At 39.6% G+C, this 17,834-nt stretch carries 13 protein-coding genes and 1 pseudogene; 8 read left to right on the plus strand and 6 right to left on the minus strand.

Annotated features, from left to right (window positions below):
• Nucleotides 1-30 precede the first annotated feature (30 nt).
• The 7 genes and pseudogenes from NOS7107_RS29730 to NOS7107_RS28665 all read left to right on the plus strand — a co-directional run bounded on the left by NOS7107_RS29730 (nt 31) and on the right by NOS7107_RS28665 (nt 6,273).
• Entirely contained in the window at nt 31-2,406 is a 2,376-nt protein-coding gene (locus NOS7107_RS29730; protein WP_015114486.1) for an AAA family ATPase, read from the plus strand.
• Between the two features lie 12 nt (nt 2,407-2,418).
• A complete protein-coding gene (locus NOS7107_RS18570) occupies nt 2,419-3,078 on the plus strand; it encodes an Rpn family recombination-promoting nuclease/putative transposase (protein ID WP_052314760.1) in 660 nt (219 codons plus the stop codon).
• A 52-nt stretch (nt 3,079-3,130) separates the two neighbouring features.
• Nucleotides 3,131-4,191: pseudogene (locus NOS7107_RS27985) on the plus strand (IS630 family transposase).
• 39 nt (nt 4,192-4,230) lie between these two features.
• Nucleotides 4,231-4,410, plus strand: a complete 180-nt coding sequence (locus tag NOS7107_RS18585; protein WP_157374081.1) for a hypothetical protein — start codon at nt 4,231-4,233, stop codon at nt 4,408-4,410.
• 73 nt (nt 4,411-4,483) lie between these two features.
• Complete coding sequence (locus NOS7107_RS18590) at nt 4,484-5,089, plus strand: Crp/Fnr family transcriptional regulator (protein ID WP_015114487.1); 606 nt, start codon at nt 4,484-4,486, stop codon at nt 5,087-5,089.
• Nucleotides 5,090-5,274: 185 nt separating this feature from the next.
• Nucleotides 5,275-6,000, plus strand: a complete 726-nt coding sequence (locus NOS7107_RS18595; protein ID WP_044500956.1) for an SDR family oxidoreductase — start codon at nt 5,275-5,277, stop codon at nt 5,998-6,000.
• Nucleotides 6,001-6,015: 15 nt separating this feature from the next.
• Nucleotides 6,016-6,273 (plus strand): hypothetical protein, encoded by a 258-nt coding sequence (locus tag NOS7107_RS28665; RefSeq protein WP_157374084.1) that lies wholly within the window; start codon nt 6,016-6,018, stop codon nt 6,271-6,273.
• Here NOS7107_RS28665 and NOS7107_RS18600 read toward each other — a convergent pair.
• Complete coding sequence (locus NOS7107_RS18600; protein ID WP_015114489.1) at nt 6,234-7,922, minus strand: NAD-binding protein; 1,689 nt, start codon at nt 7,920-7,922, stop codon at nt 6,234-6,236. The two genes, NOS7107_RS28665 and NOS7107_RS18600, sit on opposite strands and share 40 nt — an antisense overlap.
• Nucleotides 7,923-8,100: 178 nt before the next feature.
• Here NOS7107_RS18600 and NOS7107_RS18605 point away from each other — a divergent pair, with 178 nt between their 5' ends.
• Nucleotides 8,101-8,592, plus strand: coding sequence for a hypothetical protein (locus tag NOS7107_RS18605; protein ID WP_015114490.1), 492 nt, complete (start codon nt 8,101-8,103; stop codon nt 8,590-8,592).
• 196 nt (nt 8,593-8,788) lie between these two features.
• Here NOS7107_RS18605 and NOS7107_RS18610 read toward each other — a convergent pair whose 3' ends face one another.
• The 5 genes from NOS7107_RS18610 to NOS7107_RS18630 form a co-directional block, all read right to left on the minus strand.
• Nucleotides 8,789-9,973, minus strand: coding sequence for a low temperature requirement protein A (locus NOS7107_RS18610; protein WP_015114491.1), 1,185 nt, complete (start codon nt 9,971-9,973; stop codon nt 8,789-8,791).
• 147 nt (nt 9,974-10,120) lie between these two features.
• A complete protein-coding gene (locus NOS7107_RS18615; RefSeq protein WP_015114492.1) occupies nt 10,121-10,858 on the minus strand; it encodes an iron-containing redox enzyme family protein in 738 nt (245 codons plus the stop codon).
• Between the two features lie 1,338 nt (nt 10,859-12,196).
• Nucleotides 12,197-12,688, minus strand: a complete 492-nt coding sequence (locus NOS7107_RS18620) for an orange carotenoid protein N-terminal domain-containing protein (protein WP_015114493.1) — start codon at nt 12,686-12,688, stop codon at nt 12,197-12,199.
• Nucleotides 12,689-12,823: 135 nt separating this feature from the next.
• Complete coding sequence (locus NOS7107_RS18625; protein ID WP_015114494.1) at nt 12,824-15,622, minus strand: CHAT domain-containing protein; 2,799 nt, start codon at nt 15,620-15,622, stop codon at nt 12,824-12,826.
• A gap of 120 nt (nt 15,623-15,742) precedes the next feature.
• On the minus strand, nt 15,743-17,521 hold the full coding sequence (locus tag NOS7107_RS18630; protein WP_367579365.1) for a ShlB/FhaC/HecB family hemolysin secretion/activation protein: 1,779 nt from the start codon (nt 17,519-17,521) through the stop codon (nt 15,743-15,745).
• Between the last annotated feature and the right edge of the window lie 313 nt (nt 17,522-17,834).

Consider the following 17,834-nt stretch of genomic DNA (forward strand, 5'->3'; position numbering starts at 1 on the left):
ACGTAAGAAAAATTATTTACAGAACATGATATGAGTCAACACTCACCAACATCAGCCTTGTGGAATTATGTAGTTGAATGTCTGCGCCTTTTATATTGGATTTACTTCAAGCCTTTTACCTTTGAACGCTGGCTGCGTGATATCCATCCAGAATTAAAACCTACAGACAACCCTTTTGATAGGCGCTCTAAGTTTCTTTCAAATCCCCGTTTACGTCGCTACGCTGGGCAAGTTTGGTGGTTAACTGCATTAGTACCAATCTTTACTGTATTGCTCTTTGCACCAGTTTACATACTGCTTAGTAGGGAATCATTTAACTGGTTTCTAAGCTTAATTTTTTTGTTGGGCTGGCTAATAGGAAAAGTTTTAGACCGTAGTAGCAATAAAAATAGATTAGTTATTTTATTTGTTGCCGTCCTTACTATGTTTTTGGCTGCTACATTTTTATCTGGCGTGGCGTTCAGCGTGGCGATGGGTGTGGCGTTCAGCGTGGCGCTAGGCGTGGTGCCAGGCGTGATGTTCAGTATAGGGTTCAGCGTAACGGTAGGCGTGGCGCTAGGCGTGATCTTCAGCATAGCGTTAAGCGTAACGGTAGGCATGATGAGAGACGTGGCGATGGGTGTGGCGTTCGGCGTGGCGTTCGGCGTGGCGCTAGGCGTGGCGCTAGGCGTGGCGAGAGACGTGGCGATGGGTGTGGCGTTCGGCGTGGCGTGGGTTTTTGGTGTACTCAGAGTTTACTTTTGGTTGCCGGAATTGGTTTGGATGTTCATTACTTTTTTTATTTCTCGGTGGAAAAGTTCAGGAAGTTATTTACAATATCTCCCTCTTTGGTTTGATGAATTGATTATTTTACCTCTGCCTTTCATGGATGTGATGATTGTAGAGGCTTACGCAGAAAACCCAGTCACTGCTCGTAAAACTATTGATTATTTAATTACATCGACAAACAAACAAAAAGTTGCAGCACAAGCAATCATTAAAATTGCTATAGATATTTTCAATCAATGCCGAAGATTAGGAGATATTGCCGATATTTCCTATCAACTAACATGGATTCCATCACCACCACCAACAGAACTTGGGACAATTATGCCCCAATTGTTAGATATTAGCCAAGGTGTAAAAGCATCACAAGAAGCAACCACACCATATCGACAATACGAGTTATTAGAACCTCCGATTAATGCCTTACAGAAACTAAAAAACACTCTGACTTTTGCCAAAAATCCTGCATTAGCTACTCAATTTGGCAGCATTGCAAACCGTTGGCTAACAATATTAAAAATAGCACAACGCACTTTAGCAGAAACAGCAAAACAATCACAAGAAATTCGCCAAGTTTACATCGCTGGTAATTCTTTAGACCCCGTTACAGCTACAAATCGCTTTAAAGGGCGAATTGATATATTTCGAGAAATTGAAACTCTAACACTTTCCGACCAGCCACCAATTTTATTACTCTACGGTAGACGCAGAACTGGCAAAACCTCTGCACTCAAATATTTACCAGACAAAGTTGTTCCTAATATCGTTCCTTTGTTGGTAGATTTACAAGGAGCAGCATCAGCCACAACACTTAAAGGATTCGCCGAAAATCTATCACAACAAATTATCAATACTGCACGCCGCTTACCGCGCAAAATCTTCTTACCAAATCCAGATGCCAATAAACTAGCGGAAGATCCATTTCCGGCATTGCAAACTTGGTTAGCAGAAATAGAACGCAGCAATTCTGGTAAGCGATTTCTTTTATGTTTAGACGAATATGAACGCTTGAGTGAAGTAGTTGCAGCTACAAAAAGCCGTGCGCCACTCAACTTTATTCGCAATTTGCTGCAACATCAAAAACAATGGATTTTACTATTTAGTGGTTCCCATCAATTATCTGAACTTGAACCTTACTGGACTGATTATTTAATTAACACCCGCGCTTTGCGAATGAGTTATTTGCAAGAGTCAGAAGCCCGTGAATTAATTACCCAGCCTATAGAAGATTTTTCTAATATTTATGAATCAAGTGCTGTAGATTTAATTATTCAACTAACGTGCTGTCAACCTTATCTTGTGCAGTTGATGTGTTATGAGTTAGTAGAATTTTTAAACAAAGATATTAGAGCAAATCGCCGAGAACTAGAAAAAATCAAAGCCACCGCGCAAGATATACAAGAAATTATTCCCATTGTGCTAGAGCGAGGCGATCAATATTTTCGGGAAATCTGGAATAATTTAACAGAGAATGACCGCAATTTACTTCAGCGAATAATTCAAGGTGAAACTCCCACACCACAAGATAAAGGAACAGTACGAAGGCTCACCCGTAAGGAAATTTTGACTCAAGAAGGTAATGCTTTTCAAGTGCCTTTAGTGCAGAAATATATTGAACAATTGCTAGAAGAAGAAAATTAGTACTACCAAATTATGTTCATCGATCATGATCGTTTATTTAAAGAATTAATCTCTACATTTTTTACTGAATTTATCGACTTATTTCTTCCTGCTGTTGCTGGTGATATAAATAAGGACTCGATTCAATTTTTACCAGAACAATTACTTGTCGATGTGACTGCGGGAGATAAAAAAATCATAGATTTACTTGCAAAAGTAAAATATCGAGAACAAGATACTTTCTTCCTAATTCATGTTGAAGCTCAATCTTATACACAGCAAGATTTTGCAAAACGAATGTTTAAATATTTTGCAAGACTTTACGAAAAATATGATTTACCAATCTACCCCGTCGTAATTTTCTCTTTTGATGAACCACTAAGACAAGAACCACAAACGCATAGCATTACCTTTCCTGATTTAGACGTACTCAAATTTGAATTTGCTGCAATTCAATTAAATAGAATTAGTTGGCGAGATTATTTAAATCAACAAAACCCAGTTGCAGCAGCACTAATGTCCAAAATGAATATTTCACCAGCAGAATGTCCGCAGGTGAAAGCCGAATGTTTGCGGCTATTAACTACTTTAAAATTAGATCCTGCAAGAATGCAATTGATTTCCGGCTTTGTTGATACTTATTTAAATTTAAATGAAGCCGAAGAACAAACTTTTAAGGCGGTAATTAAGTAGCTGGTTGCAATTAAATATAAGATAAAGTGAGTTCAAAAACAGATGCGACTAGATGCCTGCTCCATTACGAGTGACATTAACAGATTTAGAAGATTTGACACTGGCTCAGTTGCGAGAAGCGACAACCGTTCCTCAACGCACACGAGATCGCGCCCACATGATTCGATTAAATGCTCAAGGATGGAATGTACCAGCAATTGCCCAGATTTTTGAATGTCACGAACATACGGTAAGAGCAACACTGCGGCGATGGCAGAGCTTGGGATTGGGGGGATTGTGGGAAAGAGCAGGACGAGGAGCAAAGCGTAAATGGCTGGAAGCGGACTTAGCATACTTAGAGCATTGTTTAGAGGTAGAACCCCGTACCTATAACAGTTTGCAGTTATCACAAAAGTTGGCTCAACAGAGAAATGTACAGCTCAGTCCAGACCGTCTGCGACGTTTGCTCAAAAAAAAGGCTGGAGATGGAAACGCACGCGTCATAGCCATAAAGGGAAACAAGATCCAGACAAACGAGAACTTAAACAAGCAGACCTAGATATCTTGAAGCAAGCGGCAGCAGATGGTTATGTTGAACTGAAATACCTTGACGAATCTGGATGTTGTCGTTGGAGTCCTGTCAGCTATAGTTACAGCCGTATTGGTAGCCAAAAACTCATGCCACAAGTAGGTAGTCGTGGTGGTCGTATTAGCATTTTGGGTTTATGGGAACCTCAAACCAGTTTTGAGTATGCCTTAGTTCAAGGTGGGTTCAAAACACCGCGTTACATTGAAGTGATGGATTTGGTTGCAGCTAAAGCACAACAAACTTTAGATGAAACTGGTCAAATCACTGTGGTTGTTCAAGACAATGGCTCCTTGCATCGGAGTAACAAAGCAAAACAACGATGGCAACAATGGCAAGAACAAGGACTATACTTGTTTTTCTTACCACCCTATTGTTCTCAAATGAATCGAATTGAGGAGGAGTGGCATCAATTGAAGACTCATGAAATTGCTGGACAGATGTTTGATAATAATTATGATTTAGCGATGGCTATTATTGATGGCATTGAAGCCAGAAGCCTTAAGGATGGATATGCTCTTGAGCGTTTTATATTTAATTGCGCCTAGCTACTTACTACAATGGGATTAGATGAAAAGGAGGAATATATGGAAATTATCACAAGCTGGGAAAAAAAAGCATTAGAGAAAGTAGCCGTTAACTCTCTACGTGAAGGTTTATCAGTGGAAACGGTAGCGCGAATTACTGGGTTAACAGTAGAGCAAGTACAAGAATTACAGATAAAATTAGCAGATGTCTCTCAAGAAGAGTCAAGAGAAGAAAATTAGGCAATATCACTTTTTTACAAGTATTGCAGATGCGATCGCTTAAAATATAATTGATTTATCTAAAGGATTTACAGTGTCTGCAAAAGATATTTTTGATGAATCAGTTAAAAAACTTGGCAATGTTCTCCAGAACTTAGTTGACATCTCAGCAGATGAACTCGCACAATTAACTCACGTTTTTCAACCCAAAACTTTAAAAACGGGAGATTTCCTGATTCGCGCGGGTGAAATTCCTGCTGAAATTGGATTTGTGGCTTCAGGCATTTTACGGCTTTACTATGTAAACTCAGCAGGTGGTGAATTCACAAAATCATTTTGTCCAGAAAATCATTTTGTGACTGCTTATAGGGCGCTAATTTTAAAACAACCTGCCCAATTTTTTATTGAAGCTTTAGAAGATTCATTATTACTAGTTGCAGATTATAGTCAGTACGTCCAATTATGTACAGAAAATTCTTGTTTACAGACAATAAATCATAAATTAGTTGAGGCATTGTTTCTCAAGAAAGAGAAACGTGAGGCAGAGTTGCTTCTAGATGACGCAACAACAAGATACCAAAATTTTTTGAGAGAGTATCCCGATTTAGAACAGCGAGTTAAACAATATCACATTGCATCTTATTTGGGGATTTCGCCTGTGTCTCTCAGTCGCATTCGCAAAAATCTTCCGGTTAATTAACATAGGTTAATGACTGCGCCATAATTCTAGATTACATCTGAAGAAGATGTTATGAATGCGATCGCTTTTATAAAGCAATGCTGAAAACAAGATTACGTCCTTTCATGCTATACACAAGCTTTCTGGCGTTTTTGGGCTGCGGTGTCCGCAATCCAAGTATCAAATTGTCAAGAACAAAAGCCACAATGTCAACCCACAGTAACATAGTGTTGATTACTGGCGGTTCATCAGGAATTGGTTTAGCACTAGCTCGAAAATTTCTGCAAGGACAAAATACAGTGATTATTACTGGGCGGGATTCACAGAAGTTAGCTGATGTTAAACAAATCTTACCTGATATCATCACTGAAGTTGCTGATTTAAGAGATTTAAATGCCCTACAACAACTAGTCAATCGCTACCCAAATGTGAATATTCTGATTAACAATGCCGGGATTCAATACAACTATGAATTTCTCAATCCAGAAATAACACCAGAATTAATCGACGCAGAATTACGCACTAATTTAATTGCCCCACTGCAATTGATTAAACTAATGTTACCTCATCTCCAGCAACAACCAAAGGCTGCTATTATTAATGTTTCTTCTGGTTTGGGGTTAGTTCCTAAACAAAGTGCGCCTGTTTATTGCGGTAGTAAAGCAGGACTACATATTGCAACTAAAGCTTTACGGTGGCAACTGGAAACTACATCTATTAAAGTGTTTGAAATTATTGCGCCTTTAGTTGATACACCAATGACTCAAGGACGGGGTAAAGGAAAAATATCACCTGATACACTGGTGGATGAATTTTGGCGTAATTTTACCCGCGATCGCTATGAAATGCAAATCGGTAAAACTAAACTGCTGTTTTTTCTCAACCGCTGGTTTCCCCAGATAGCTGAAAAAATTCTCCGCCGAGGAATTTAAGTTGGCAATTACAATGTGAACAATCGCAATTCATCTTTCAACCATCACAATCACAATGTGAGCGATCGCATTTATTATTTCCACTATCACAATCACAATGGGAGCGATCGCAATTTATCTTTCAACCATCACAATCATAATGTGAGCGATCGCAATTTATCTTTCAACCATCACAATCATAATGTGAGTGATCGCAAAACTTACACTCTGACACTCCTACACCCTTTCTTCTATTACCCTTTATGCGATACTCGTTCTTCCCGCCACAATTGATATAAACGATTTGCTGGCATTGTTAAATATAAAATATCTCCGTCCACCAGTTGTGTTGTCAGTAATTCCCAACCTTGGACACGTTGAGAGTTAGTTTCCAGATATAACGGTACAAAGTCAGCAGACATGGCTATTTCTTTGACCAGTAGACCGCAAAAGGGATGTGATGGTGTAATCAATGTGGCAAAGGCTACCCAAAGTTTATCGGCGGTAATGCCATTACCAAGAATGCGTCCCCCTAAAGCCGCCGCCGCAAAGGCTGGCGCTGCTAGTTCTGCGGGACTGAGGACGGCTTCAAAATCAAAAACTTGTTGCGCCATCCTCGCAAAATCGGGGTCAGCATAATGGACAATTACGGGAATTTTTGGGGCTATACCTTTGGCTTTTAAAGCAATTTCTAGGTTAGTCGCATCATTGCTAGTTACAGCTAACACCGCCGCCGCAGAGGTAATATTAATGGTTTGCAAAATAGTACGGAAACTAGCATCACCTTGAATTACAGGAATCCCCAACCCGCGCACTGAGTTAACATACTTATTATTAGAGTCAGTTTCAATAGCGATGACTTCATACCCACTGGTATGAAGCTGCTGGACAATTTTGCTGCCGATACCGCTTAAGCCGCAGACAATATAATGATGGCGTTGAGGAATTCTAGCTGCATCCCAAAACTGCTTGAAACGGTTTCCCAAAACAAAATCCGTTAGCATGGCGTACCAAATCCCAATCACCACTGCGCCAATTAGCATAATTATAATGGTGAATAACTTGATACTATTAGGCGCGTTTTCAACAATTTTATCGTTACCGCCTGCGCCAGTAATCATGCCAACAGAAAAATACAAAGCATCGATCACAGATAAACTCAGTTCTGTAGACCGATAAGTGAGTGTAGCGATCGCAATAATTACCATCAACACAACCGCACCAATCACCACCGATTTGCCATGTTGTTGAAACTGGCGCAGACTGGTACAAACCTTCAATACTTTTTTAATTAACGACCTGCGAATAGAACGAATCCGGGGTTGAATCGCTACAATTAAGCGATCGCCTACTTGTAATTCTTGCCCAGACAACACCCCATGTATTAAATTCATCTCCCCTTGCATGGGCAAATAATAAATCGGCATTCGTGCGGGTTCTTCCCACAAATCGCTCAAATTCCACCCTAACCAAGGATGGTTCTCATCAATATATTCTTCTTGGACAGGCCAAGTTTGATCAAATAATTTGATTTGTCCTATGGCTTGATTGCCTAAAGCCGCAAATGTAAATAATGGTGCGGCTAATCCCACAACACTCATACTCAAATGATCTGGTAGAGTTTGATCTAAACGCTCACCCAAATTTGTATTATAAAAGCGGTTAATAATGCGAATTCGCGGATTTAATACCCGCGCCTGCATCAGAATTGACAAATTCAACGTATCTTCAGAACCAGCTATAACCAAAGTATGTGCTTGGTGAATTCCCGCAGCTGTGAGAGTTGCCGCCGCGTGTAAGTTACCAATAATTACATCTGATGAACATTCGCTGGGGATTGGTTTGTGATGGATACCCACAACCGATGCGCCCTGCTGTCTCAGCAGACGAAAGATTTTATATCCAGTACGTCCTAAGCCGCAAACAATAATTCGAGGTTTCATGAGACAGCTGATAGTAGGAATGCGTAATTTGTCGTCATTAACAATATTGTGGCGTTGTTTCTTAGGGTGTAACTGTAACTGGAAACACCTTAGTGATAAATCAAATTAATTAGGCATTTTTGCGACATTTGCTGAGTCAATTTATGAGTAATAGTTAGTATAATGAACATTTTGAATTATGAATAAGTTGGCAAAATTGACAATTTTTACTCGTATTTTATGCCCACTAGTTGCAGCAGGAGCGATCGCTTCTACAGCGCAAGCACAACCTTCACAGAGTCCACTCGCTGAACCCAATGTGCAATTAAAAGTGCAACGTACAAGCGGAAGTTGTCCGCAGATAGTTGGTTTGTGGTGGTTAACGCTACCCTATGAAGGTGGTGCTGAACATACTGTAATTGCCGACACTAGAGCTTTTGCCGATACAACTAAATTAGTTCCATCAAAGAATCAAAATTTTGTAGAGTTCGTTTCACCTTTACGCAATAACTACGCATCTTGTGTGGGTCAAACCCAAGGTCAGGAATATCCTTTTTATAGTGTGCAATTCAAAAACAAACAGGCATATTTCCGTGTAGACTTGCGGAAAATTCCAGTACCAGAAACTCTCATTAGTTACAAAACTGTAACAACTTCTCGTCCTTATGTACGGTGGGCGATCGCAGATTAGGAAACAAGTATGAAGTATGAACTCTGAAGTCTGAAATTAATTAAGAGACCTGTATATACATATCTTGCAGCAAGCCACTGAAGTTGCAGCTACAAGGATAAAACTTCTGTTTTGCATTAGTCCGCGTTCCGCTTTGCTGTTTGCCGCAGGCTAGGCGGACTTTGTTTTTATAGCCGTGAATTCCATTCATCGGGGCTTAAATTTCAGGATCAGCCAAGCGATTATTCGGGCGACTCTGATACACATCTTGAATCACTTGTACAGCAGAAACTAACGCGACTAAGGCGATAACTGCAACAGGTAATAAACCTTTGCCAAAAAATGCGATCGCCAACAGCACAACTGTGCCACCTAAGCGATACACAGCACGAATCTTACAATATCTAATCACGCCGTATCTGTGGAGAATGCCCACCGCTAACGAACATAATGCAACTGCACCACAAATCAACCATCTTTGCGGATCTGCTAAAGCTAAATTTGGTTGACTGACCAAAATTTCTTCTACACCAACTCCAGTAGCCGCAATCCCAATCACTAATGGTAAATGGGTATAAAGCCAAATATTAACAGTACCAACTTTTCCTTTTGTGCGTGCAGTTTCAATTGGTGTTCCCCCTAAATTATCAAAATAAACCCACCACCAACTAAACGCAATCATCAGACCAAAAATCGCAGAAATTACAGTTAACACCTGCCATTTCTGCGCTGAAACACCGTTGACCACGGCAATAATCGCTTCTCCCAACACAATAATTGTGAACAATCCAAAACGTTCTGGTAAATGAGAGGCGTGCGGAAGTAAGCCAATCTGATGTTTGCGGGCGGTTAAGGGTGTGCCAAAATCAATCACGATTCCCACACCCCAAAGTCCGAATCGCCAGGGAATCGGGAAAAATGCGGAACCTAACCAAATCAAAGATGCGATCGCAAAACCAATCGCATAACGAGTTGTCAAAGGACGCGCCGACGGAATATGTATCCCCGCCCGCACATATTCCACTACCAGCACAGCCCGACCAAGTGCATAAGCCAAAGCAAAACCCGAAGAACTTTCTCCTAAACCGTGGTGAATATTCACCGCCATCCCCGCCGCAGTTAACATTTGCACCCCAACCAGCAACCGATGTACAACATCATCACTATCAAAGCGGTTAGCGTAAAATGTCGTCCCAATCCATGACCACCAAATCGGGATAAACAAAACAACAAATCCCAGCAATCCCGACAGCGAAATATCTTCTTTCAGATTGTGCGCTACTTGCGAGACTGCAACCACAAACACCAAATCATAAAAAAGTTCTAGCCAAGTGGCGCGTCTTTCTTCTGCACTATCTTCTTCGCCAATGCGTAATCTTGGCGGCTGGAGAAAATTTGTCATAAAAATTACTTGCAAATCGCTAATAGCTTTCTACCATTAGCGGTCTGCAATTGGCTATCCATAAAGGAAAAATCCCTAAATTTACTTTTTAAAAAGTAAATTTGGGATAAATTTTGCCGAAATCACATTGTTGAAATTACTCTAGTATTAGTCTTGTAACTTTAAAGCCTCTGTTTCTAAGTTTGCATTCATCCAAGAAAACATATCAGCAATTGAATTCACCATATCCTGAACACCCTGGCGGAATAATTCCAAATCTGACTCCGACTTAACACACATTTCTGCTACCTGGATTAACTCATCTGTATGTTCCGGGTCTAAATGGCAGTGAATATGGAAATATTCAATAGTATGGTCGTCAAGACCTGGAAAAATTTTTCTAATCCCTTCTATATATTTGGTAAATACTCCTGGTAAAACTTGTTCAATTGCAGCAAATCTACCCAAAGAAAGTACTACAGGCTCATCATCACAAACTTCAAACTTTTTAAAGCGTAATTCTGGTATGCGAAATGCTCCATCATCAGCATTAATATCAATTTTAGGACAATTAATCCCTTCCATAAACCGAATAAATAGTGCTACATGAGCTTTATTTGGATTGAGTTCTCCATGTTCAGTAAACGCATTTTCTAGCATAATTGTTCTAGCATGATAACTATCCATTTTTGATGCTACTTTGAGAAAAGCCATATTGAACCGATTTGATCCAGGCAGCATTTTCATAGCAAACTGTCGAATAGCATCTTGTGAAAACTCTCCTCTAGAAAACCTTTGCACAAAAGGATGCTGAGATAAATCCTGAGCATGTGTAATCTCAGATAAAATTTGGTGTAGTTTCTGATAAAACTTGGTCTTTGGCTCTAAAGAAAAAGTAGCAGTCATGATTTTTCCTATTAAGGGATAGATTCTCTGGTGTAATAGGCCTAGTCAATGCGACCAGCCCTTTCAGGGTAATAAAGTAGTTATTTTTCACGAAAACAAAGCTCATAACTCTGCTTATGTATAAGGACACATCAAGCAAATGATTTAATTAACCTTGAAAGGGATGTTCGATATTTAGAGATACTGTACTTAATAGATGCAATTTTCTGCCAAGAATCCAGCAATCTTAATAGATTTAAGGTGAATTATGTTTTAGTATAAAAAATCTTTATTTTTTTCCTACTCAACACACTTGTCAAAAATACAATAAACCCAGTGAATTTACGTTCTTACGTTTATTTTAAATTAACTTATCTAAAAATATACTTAAGACATTGATTAAAATTTACTATATTAAAATACATGCAAAATATAAATGATTAATATGTAATTCCAGATTTTCAAAGTTTCACTGAATATTTATATAATTTAGCAATAATTTTTTATTATATTTCCATTCGATGTGTTGTGAAGCAGCTTCCTATATTTAACAAAGACAAAATAAAAAGTCCACACGTGTGGACTTTTGTTAGGCTTTCTGTCACTGTAATTGGCTACAATCATGTATCCTGATGCTTTTATTTTTCCTTATTCATTGCCAGTAATCAAGCTTTTATAATTATATCTTTGGACATAAACTCAGGGATTTTATCTTTGATTTCTCATACATTAAAGACTTGAAGATTAAATGTTATCCTTTTTTATCCCATATTTCATTGGCATTATATATACTCAATGTTTTTTGATGTATTAACCAGCATTAAAATAATGTTTTTGATTTATTTTTTCAGACATAAAACACATATTTAAGTCCATCGTAAACCAACACTAATATTTTTTATAAATTATAAATAAAGTAAAGGTGGTCAGGTTACAAGCCCTAGGGTTTCCCAGTCCTAGGGTTTTACTTTTTTATTGAGATATTTCACATCTGTGATGAGAATATTAAAATATTAGCCAGTTATTAATAAAAAACAAAATTTTTCACCCATTCGTCAGATAGATGAAATTCGTAAAGAGACAATTTAAAGTATGAGATACAAAACAAAGGGCGTTACGAATTTAGGGTGCAACTATCCTAATGAGCAACCAAAAAATTACACAGAGTAAAAATTATATTTACTCTGTGTTTATCTGTGAGTCTAGATGTTATACCATTTTGGATTTTAGATTTTAGATTTTGGATTGGGTAAGAGTTGATTGGTAAACTTTTAGGCCATCCATCTGTCGCAATCGGTTTTCAATTTGGTATTAGTCTCTATAAAAAGCTAACAAAGTGGTAGTTCTCAATGCTAGTGATTAAATTTCCGCACCACCTTTAGGTTCAGCACCCATTGGAGAAACATAATCACGAAAAAGGTTAATCTGCTGTTCAAAAGGTAATTCTTTAACTTGGTTTAGCAAGGTTTCTGCTTCTGAAGAAAGGCGATAACCAGCAGGTACAGGAATAATTACATTGCTATCCATTCCTTGAGATAGACGGTACCAAAATAGTAACTTAGTAGTATCGCCTAAAGAACCATATTCCCGGCTAATTTGAGTGTCTGCTTTATTAATCAAGTCTCGCTGAACTTGTAGTTGTTCTTCGTGACTTAATTCTTTGACTTGATTAAATAATCCTTCGGCAATTTCTGGAGAAACAGTACTAGCCGCAGGAGCCGCAGGAGTTACAGATCCACCCATTTCTTTATAGATGAACCAGAATAAAGCTAGTTGTTGATCTACATCCAATTGTCGCCAAGATTCAACAAATTTACGAATGGTGGGATCGCTGGTTTGAGTATAGGTCATAATGAATTCATTTGTGATTTATGTTGCCATTAGTCACCTTATCAAACACAGATTTGGAGTTTAACCCTACTAAAGACAGATGTAGCTAAATCAAAGAGAATATTGAAGATGAATTACGAGAATAATCAATTGGATTTATAACCAGTTACCGACTAAAACATAAGGAGCCCAATAATAAGGATGCTTATAGTTAGGATCTGTCAAAAGAAACATTTGAGCGCGTTTTAAAGCTTCGGCTTTACTCTCTTTAGTATTAGCAAACTGTTTATAAAACTCACCCATAATGGTTGCAGTGGCTTGATCGTCTACACTCCACAATGTTGCTAATGTACTACGCGCTCCAGAACGCAGAGCAAATCCCGCAATTCCTAAGCCAGCACGTTTATCACCACTAGCGGTTTGACAAGCGCTCAAAACTAATAACTCGATCGCATTTCTTTGACTTGTCTCTCGGCTTTGTAATATGGAACTCAATTCGTTGACGTTAACGCGATCGCTCGATAAAGCTGGGTCTTTCTCATCAGAATCTTTCCAAGTCAAAATGTAGGTGTCTTCAGCGTTAGAAGCAAACTGACCGTGGGTTGCAAGGTGAACTACAGGTGCAGAAAATGACTTGATGGCTTTTTCTAAAGCGATTTTCGTAAATTGACTGTCGAGTAGTGTTCGTGTTGGAACTTCTTGTTGAATGCTATTAATTTCGTTTTTGACACTGGGTAGTCCCTCAAAGGTTCCTAGGGCTTCTGTAATTCCCGCCGCAATGGTGCGCGGTTTTTGTCTGGTTAAGGAACGGTTCGGTAACAGGTGTAACCCTGGTGTCAGCGCAATGTTATACCCCTTTTCAATGAGATATTGTTTGCCATCATGCAGTGCGGCCATCGGTACACTCCGCAGTGTTCCATCTAAGACAAACACCAAGTTCTGCACTTTGTATGCTTGTAATTGAGGTTCAATATCTCTAATTAACCAGTTATAAACTTTTTGGGAAACTGGCAAAAATTCACGAGTTGAGCGCGTGACCAATTTTGCCCGGAGTTCTTGGATTGTCTTTTCTACTTCTGTTTGAGAAACTAGAACCGGTTTGGGGCGTAATAACAAGTTTTGTTTTTGGCTCTTTAGCTTGTTGGGTAAAGAAACAATCACTTCTAAGCGATCACTCAAAATAATCGGATAAATCACTGCGGCTGTACGATCAATTTCATCAATCTGCACAGGTTTAGCATCTAAACAAGCTTTGCGAAAGAAGTTGTCTAACTCTGCTAATTGTAGTGACTCAATCACATCTCTGGCAGTTTTGAGATTTTTTTGGCTGGCTTCGGAATTGTCTTGATAGGGCGAATTTTGCAGCAGTAAACTCACTAGTTCTCGATAAACAGGCTCAACTCCCTCTTGAAAGGAAAACTGCACTTCGCGGTTAATGGCGACTAAATCACTCCGCAATAACTTGAGAATATTCACAGCTTTGGTGTAGGATGCGATCGCCCCTTGTTCGTTGCGTTGGGGGTTATCTTGCGCCTTGAGAATTCGGCCTAATTGCCAATGCCAACGATAGGCAATATCAGTTGCACCAATACCTTCAGCTAATTTTAATGCCTGTTGGGTCAGTTGTTGCGCTTCTGTCCACTGGTGAGTTTGCTCATACAAATTACCTAATGTCCCTAAAGCATAAGCTTCCGCCCGCATATCCTTGAGGGTTTTGGCTTGGTCAACAGCGGTAGCAATAATTTGGGCGATCGCTTTCCATTCCACATTCGCCCCATCCAAGCTTTTTATATTACTCAAACTAGCATCTGCTACTAGCTCATTTTTGGGACAACTAGCATTTATTCCCATCCGGGAAGGTTCTGTTAGCTGTTTAAAACAAGTCAAACTCTGAGCAAAGTTAATCCGTGCATAAATGGTTTTGCGACTTGTGGGTGCAGCATTCAGTTGTTGCTGAATTTCCGGCCACAAACTTTGTACTTGATGCCATTTTTGCTGCGCTATGAACAGGTGTATTTGATTTAGTTGTGCCTGTACCCTAGTTAAGGGTGATTTAGTCACAGCAGCTTTTTGGTAATAATCTAAAGCTTGAGTAATTCTGCGACTTTTCTCTTCAGGACTTTTACCTAAACTCAATGCTTGGGCTGTGTTTCCTAGACTCAAATGAATTTCGGGAATTAATTGGGGATATACTTGTTCGGCAATGGATAAACTTTGCTCTAACACTTGTACAGAGCCAAGTTTGTCTATATCTTTGACCGTAATATCTTCTTGACTTAAATCACCCACTAACCGCAAGGTATTACCTAAATTTAGCAGTCCTGTGACTTTTAGGGGAGAAGCTGGTTGTTTTTGCAGGATTTGATTTACTTGAATTAAGGTAATTTTGGCGCGACGATACAGCCCTAATGCTTGCAATGCCTGAGTTTGATTGAGTTGGCTACCTATCTTCCCGGCATCATCACCCATTTTGCTATATATAGCTGTGGCTTGCTCCCAACTGGTTAATGCTTCTTGGGAATGTCCTGATGCTAGTTGTATTTGTCCTTGGGTGTTCAGTGCTTGGGCAAGTATCGATAAATACTCATGAGCGTCTCTTTGCCGAGCAATTTTGAGTAATGCTAAACTGTCAGTGATCGCTTTCTGAGCCTGGGGTAATTGTCCTACTTGCTGATGAGCTAATGCCAGATAGTTTAATGCTAGGGATTGATTCAGATGATCTCCTTGAGCCTGAAAGCTTCCCGCTGCCTGTTGAAATAACCTCGCGGCTTCTGTAAACTCTTCTGATTGGTAAATTTGAATACCTTGTTCTAAAATTTGTTGTGGACTTCTCGATAGCAGAGTATTGGCGATAGGTGCAGTGATATTTTGAATAGCAATTTGGTAAGAGTTGGGAATCAGGGCAACTGGGTGATTAATTTGTGATAATGTGGCTAAAAAAAGAATTGCAGACATATTGATTTAATTTGTAGTTCGTAATTTGGATTAACAAAAAAGATTGGATAAAAGTGATTTATTTGGCGTTGCATAAATGCGTGATGAACTGTCTCACGCAGAGTTTCAAACTTCAGACTTTTAAAATGGTTGAGTATAAACTAAGGAAAAATACAGCCCACTTTCTTGCAAGGTGTTATTGCGAGAATTCGCATCAATTAGGGGAATACCCCAATCAAAACGGGCATTGATGCGATCGCTTTGCCACAATAATCCCAATCCCACAGAGGCGAGGCTATTGGGGTCGGGGTCGGCGCGATTAGAACTGTTGTAAGTAGTTCCATAATCAATAAATGGTGTTAGTTGTAATACACCTCCTAATTGGGGAGCGCGAAGGATGGGATAGCGTAACTCGGCAGATACAAAAAAAGCATTATCTGTCAATAGTAAATCTTGACGATAGCCCCGTACGGTTTGTTGACCACCTAAACCAAACTGTTCTAGGGGTACTAATGCTCTATCGGCTAATTGAGCATCAGCACGCAGTAAGACTAAGGTATCGGGTGCAAGGAGGCGTACCCATTGCGCTTGTCCCCGCCACGAGAAAAACCTACTATCTGGTGGTGCGCCGCTGTTGGTAGCATCAAAGGCATCTAGACCAAAACTAAATTGCGATCGCGCAGCAAATACTTCTCTACTATTGCGTTGTGTCCAATCTTGAAAAAATCGCAGCACTGAAAGGCGCGTTTGTCCATCAACAGATCCCGGTGAAGGAAACGGAATACGTTCACCAGCCAGAGACTCTAAATAACCAATATCACTGTTGCGCCGATTGGCTGTAATTCCCAAAGCAAATTCTGTGGTGGGAGTTTGAATCAGTGGTTGACGAAATGTCACAGCAAAGTCTTGGGATCTACCTTCAATATCTAAAATATCAAAGGGTTCTTCTACTACATTACTAGAGGTGTAGTTATATTGAAACTGCACAGTCCCATTGTAGGGATTGACTGGTAATGTGTAGCTGACATCAACATCGTTGCTACCATCAGTGTTGGCATAAGCAATGGAAAGTCCATCACCTAAACCTAATAAGTTGGCTTGGGTAAGTTGAATTTGTCTTTGAAAACTGCCAATACTAGGGACTCGATTATTATTTAAGCTGACTTGGGCGCTGAAGGTTTTGGCTTCTGATACCTTGACATCAATCACGCTACTCCCAGGGCGAGAACCCGCCGCCAATTCCGCCGAAATATTTTGAATTAAGGGATTAAGTTGCAATAGTTGCAGGGCTTGCAGTAACTTATTCACGTTGAGGGGTTTGCCTGTAGCTACGGCGATGCGACTACGCACATAATCTGGGTTGAGCCGTTTGAGTCCTCTAATTTCTATACTTTCAACCCTACCTTCAATTACTTGAATTTTGACGACACCACCTCTACTTTTGAAAGTTTGATCAGCTGGAATAAATGCCCCAGAAGAAATGTAACCTTTGTCTGTATAGAGTTTTGTCACTGCATCACTGACTCTCAGCAGTTCTGCAAAGGTAATGGGTTTACCAGTAAATTCTTGGGTAACTGTTGCTAATTCTTCAGGGCTAAATACAGTACTACCAATTACTTCAAAGCGGGTTACTAAAATGGTGTCTCTTACACCACTGGGTGCTGTTTCTGGAGTGGGAGTAGTTTCCCTAGGCGTTCGGAATAAATCTTCTGGAGGTGGTAGGGTGGGAGTCTCTGGTGGAGTAGGTTGAGGTAGCTGTGGCCTGGGCAAATTTTCCGGTGGTGGCAGATTTGGCCTGGTTTGAGCTACTAAATGAATATTCACCGTCTGCGCTTTTGCAGAACTAAGAGATAAATTACCGAGAAACAAGGTTGCGAAGATTAACAGGTTGAGCGATCGCATCTGATATTTCGGACTCAAAAAATATTCAGCAGACATGGTAGATAAAGATAGATATACACACCCAAAAATTATTCCAGATGAATTTATCAACTGATTCTACCAGTATATTTGCGTAGGTAATATTTCTGTTTGCTAAGTTTTCCCGATTAGCGAAGTGATGACTAATCTTGAAAAATCAGGATAGTTCCACTGATATTACAGCCCAGAATAATTTACCCTAAAATATTTTAAGTATTTTTGATTACGATTAATATGAGTATTAATAATTAATTAAATTCTACTTGCAGCGCGATCGCTAATTGATGCAGCGGTTTGATGGTATTTATTCAGC

Origin of the sequence: Nostoc sp. PCC 7107, from assembly GCF_000316625.1 — a bacterium.
In the GTDB taxonomy this organism is placed as follows: domain Bacteria; phylum Cyanobacteriota; class Cyanobacteriia; order Cyanobacteriales; family Nostocaceae; genus Nostoc_B.

Bases quoted from the DNA above. Each gene is read 5' to 3' on its own strand.
- NOS7107_RS29730 (WP_015114486.1), top strand. From the start codon at position 31: ATGAGTCAACACTCACCAACATCAGCCTTGTGGAATTATGTAGTTGAA.
- NOS7107_RS18605 (WP_015114490.1), top strand. From the start codon at position 8,101: ATGAATAAGTTGGCAAAATTGACAATTTTTACTCGTATTTTATGCCCA.
- NOS7107_RS18615 (WP_015114492.1), bottom strand. From the start codon at position 10,858: ATGACTGCTACTTTTTCTTTAGAGCCAAAGACCAAGTTTTATCAGAAA.
- NOS7107_RS18610 (WP_015114491.1), bottom strand. From the start codon at position 9,973: ATGACAAATTTTCTCCAGCCGCCAAGATTACGCATTGGCGAAGAAGAT.
- NOS7107_RS18620 (WP_015114493.1), bottom strand. From the start codon at position 12,688: ATGACCTATACTCAAACCAGCGATCCCACCATTCGTAAATTTGTTGAA.
- NOS7107_RS18570 (WP_052314760.1), top strand. From the start codon at position 2,419: ATGTTCATCGATCATGATCGTTTATTTAAAGAATTAATCTCTACATTT.
- NOS7107_RS18595 (WP_044500956.1), top strand. From the start codon at position 5,275: ATGTCAACCCACAGTAACATAGTGTTGATTACTGGCGGTTCATCAGGA.
- NOS7107_RS18600 (WP_015114489.1), bottom strand. From the start codon at position 7,922: ATGAAACCTCGAATTATTGTTTGCGGCTTAGGACGTACTGGATATAAA.
- NOS7107_RS18585 (WP_157374081.1), top strand. From the start codon at position 4,231: ATGGAAATTATCACAAGCTGGGAAAAAAAAGCATTAGAGAAAGTAGCC.
- NOS7107_RS18625 (WP_015114494.1), bottom strand. From the start codon at position 15,622: ATGTCTGCAATTCTTTTTTTAGCCACATTATCACAAATTAATCACCCA.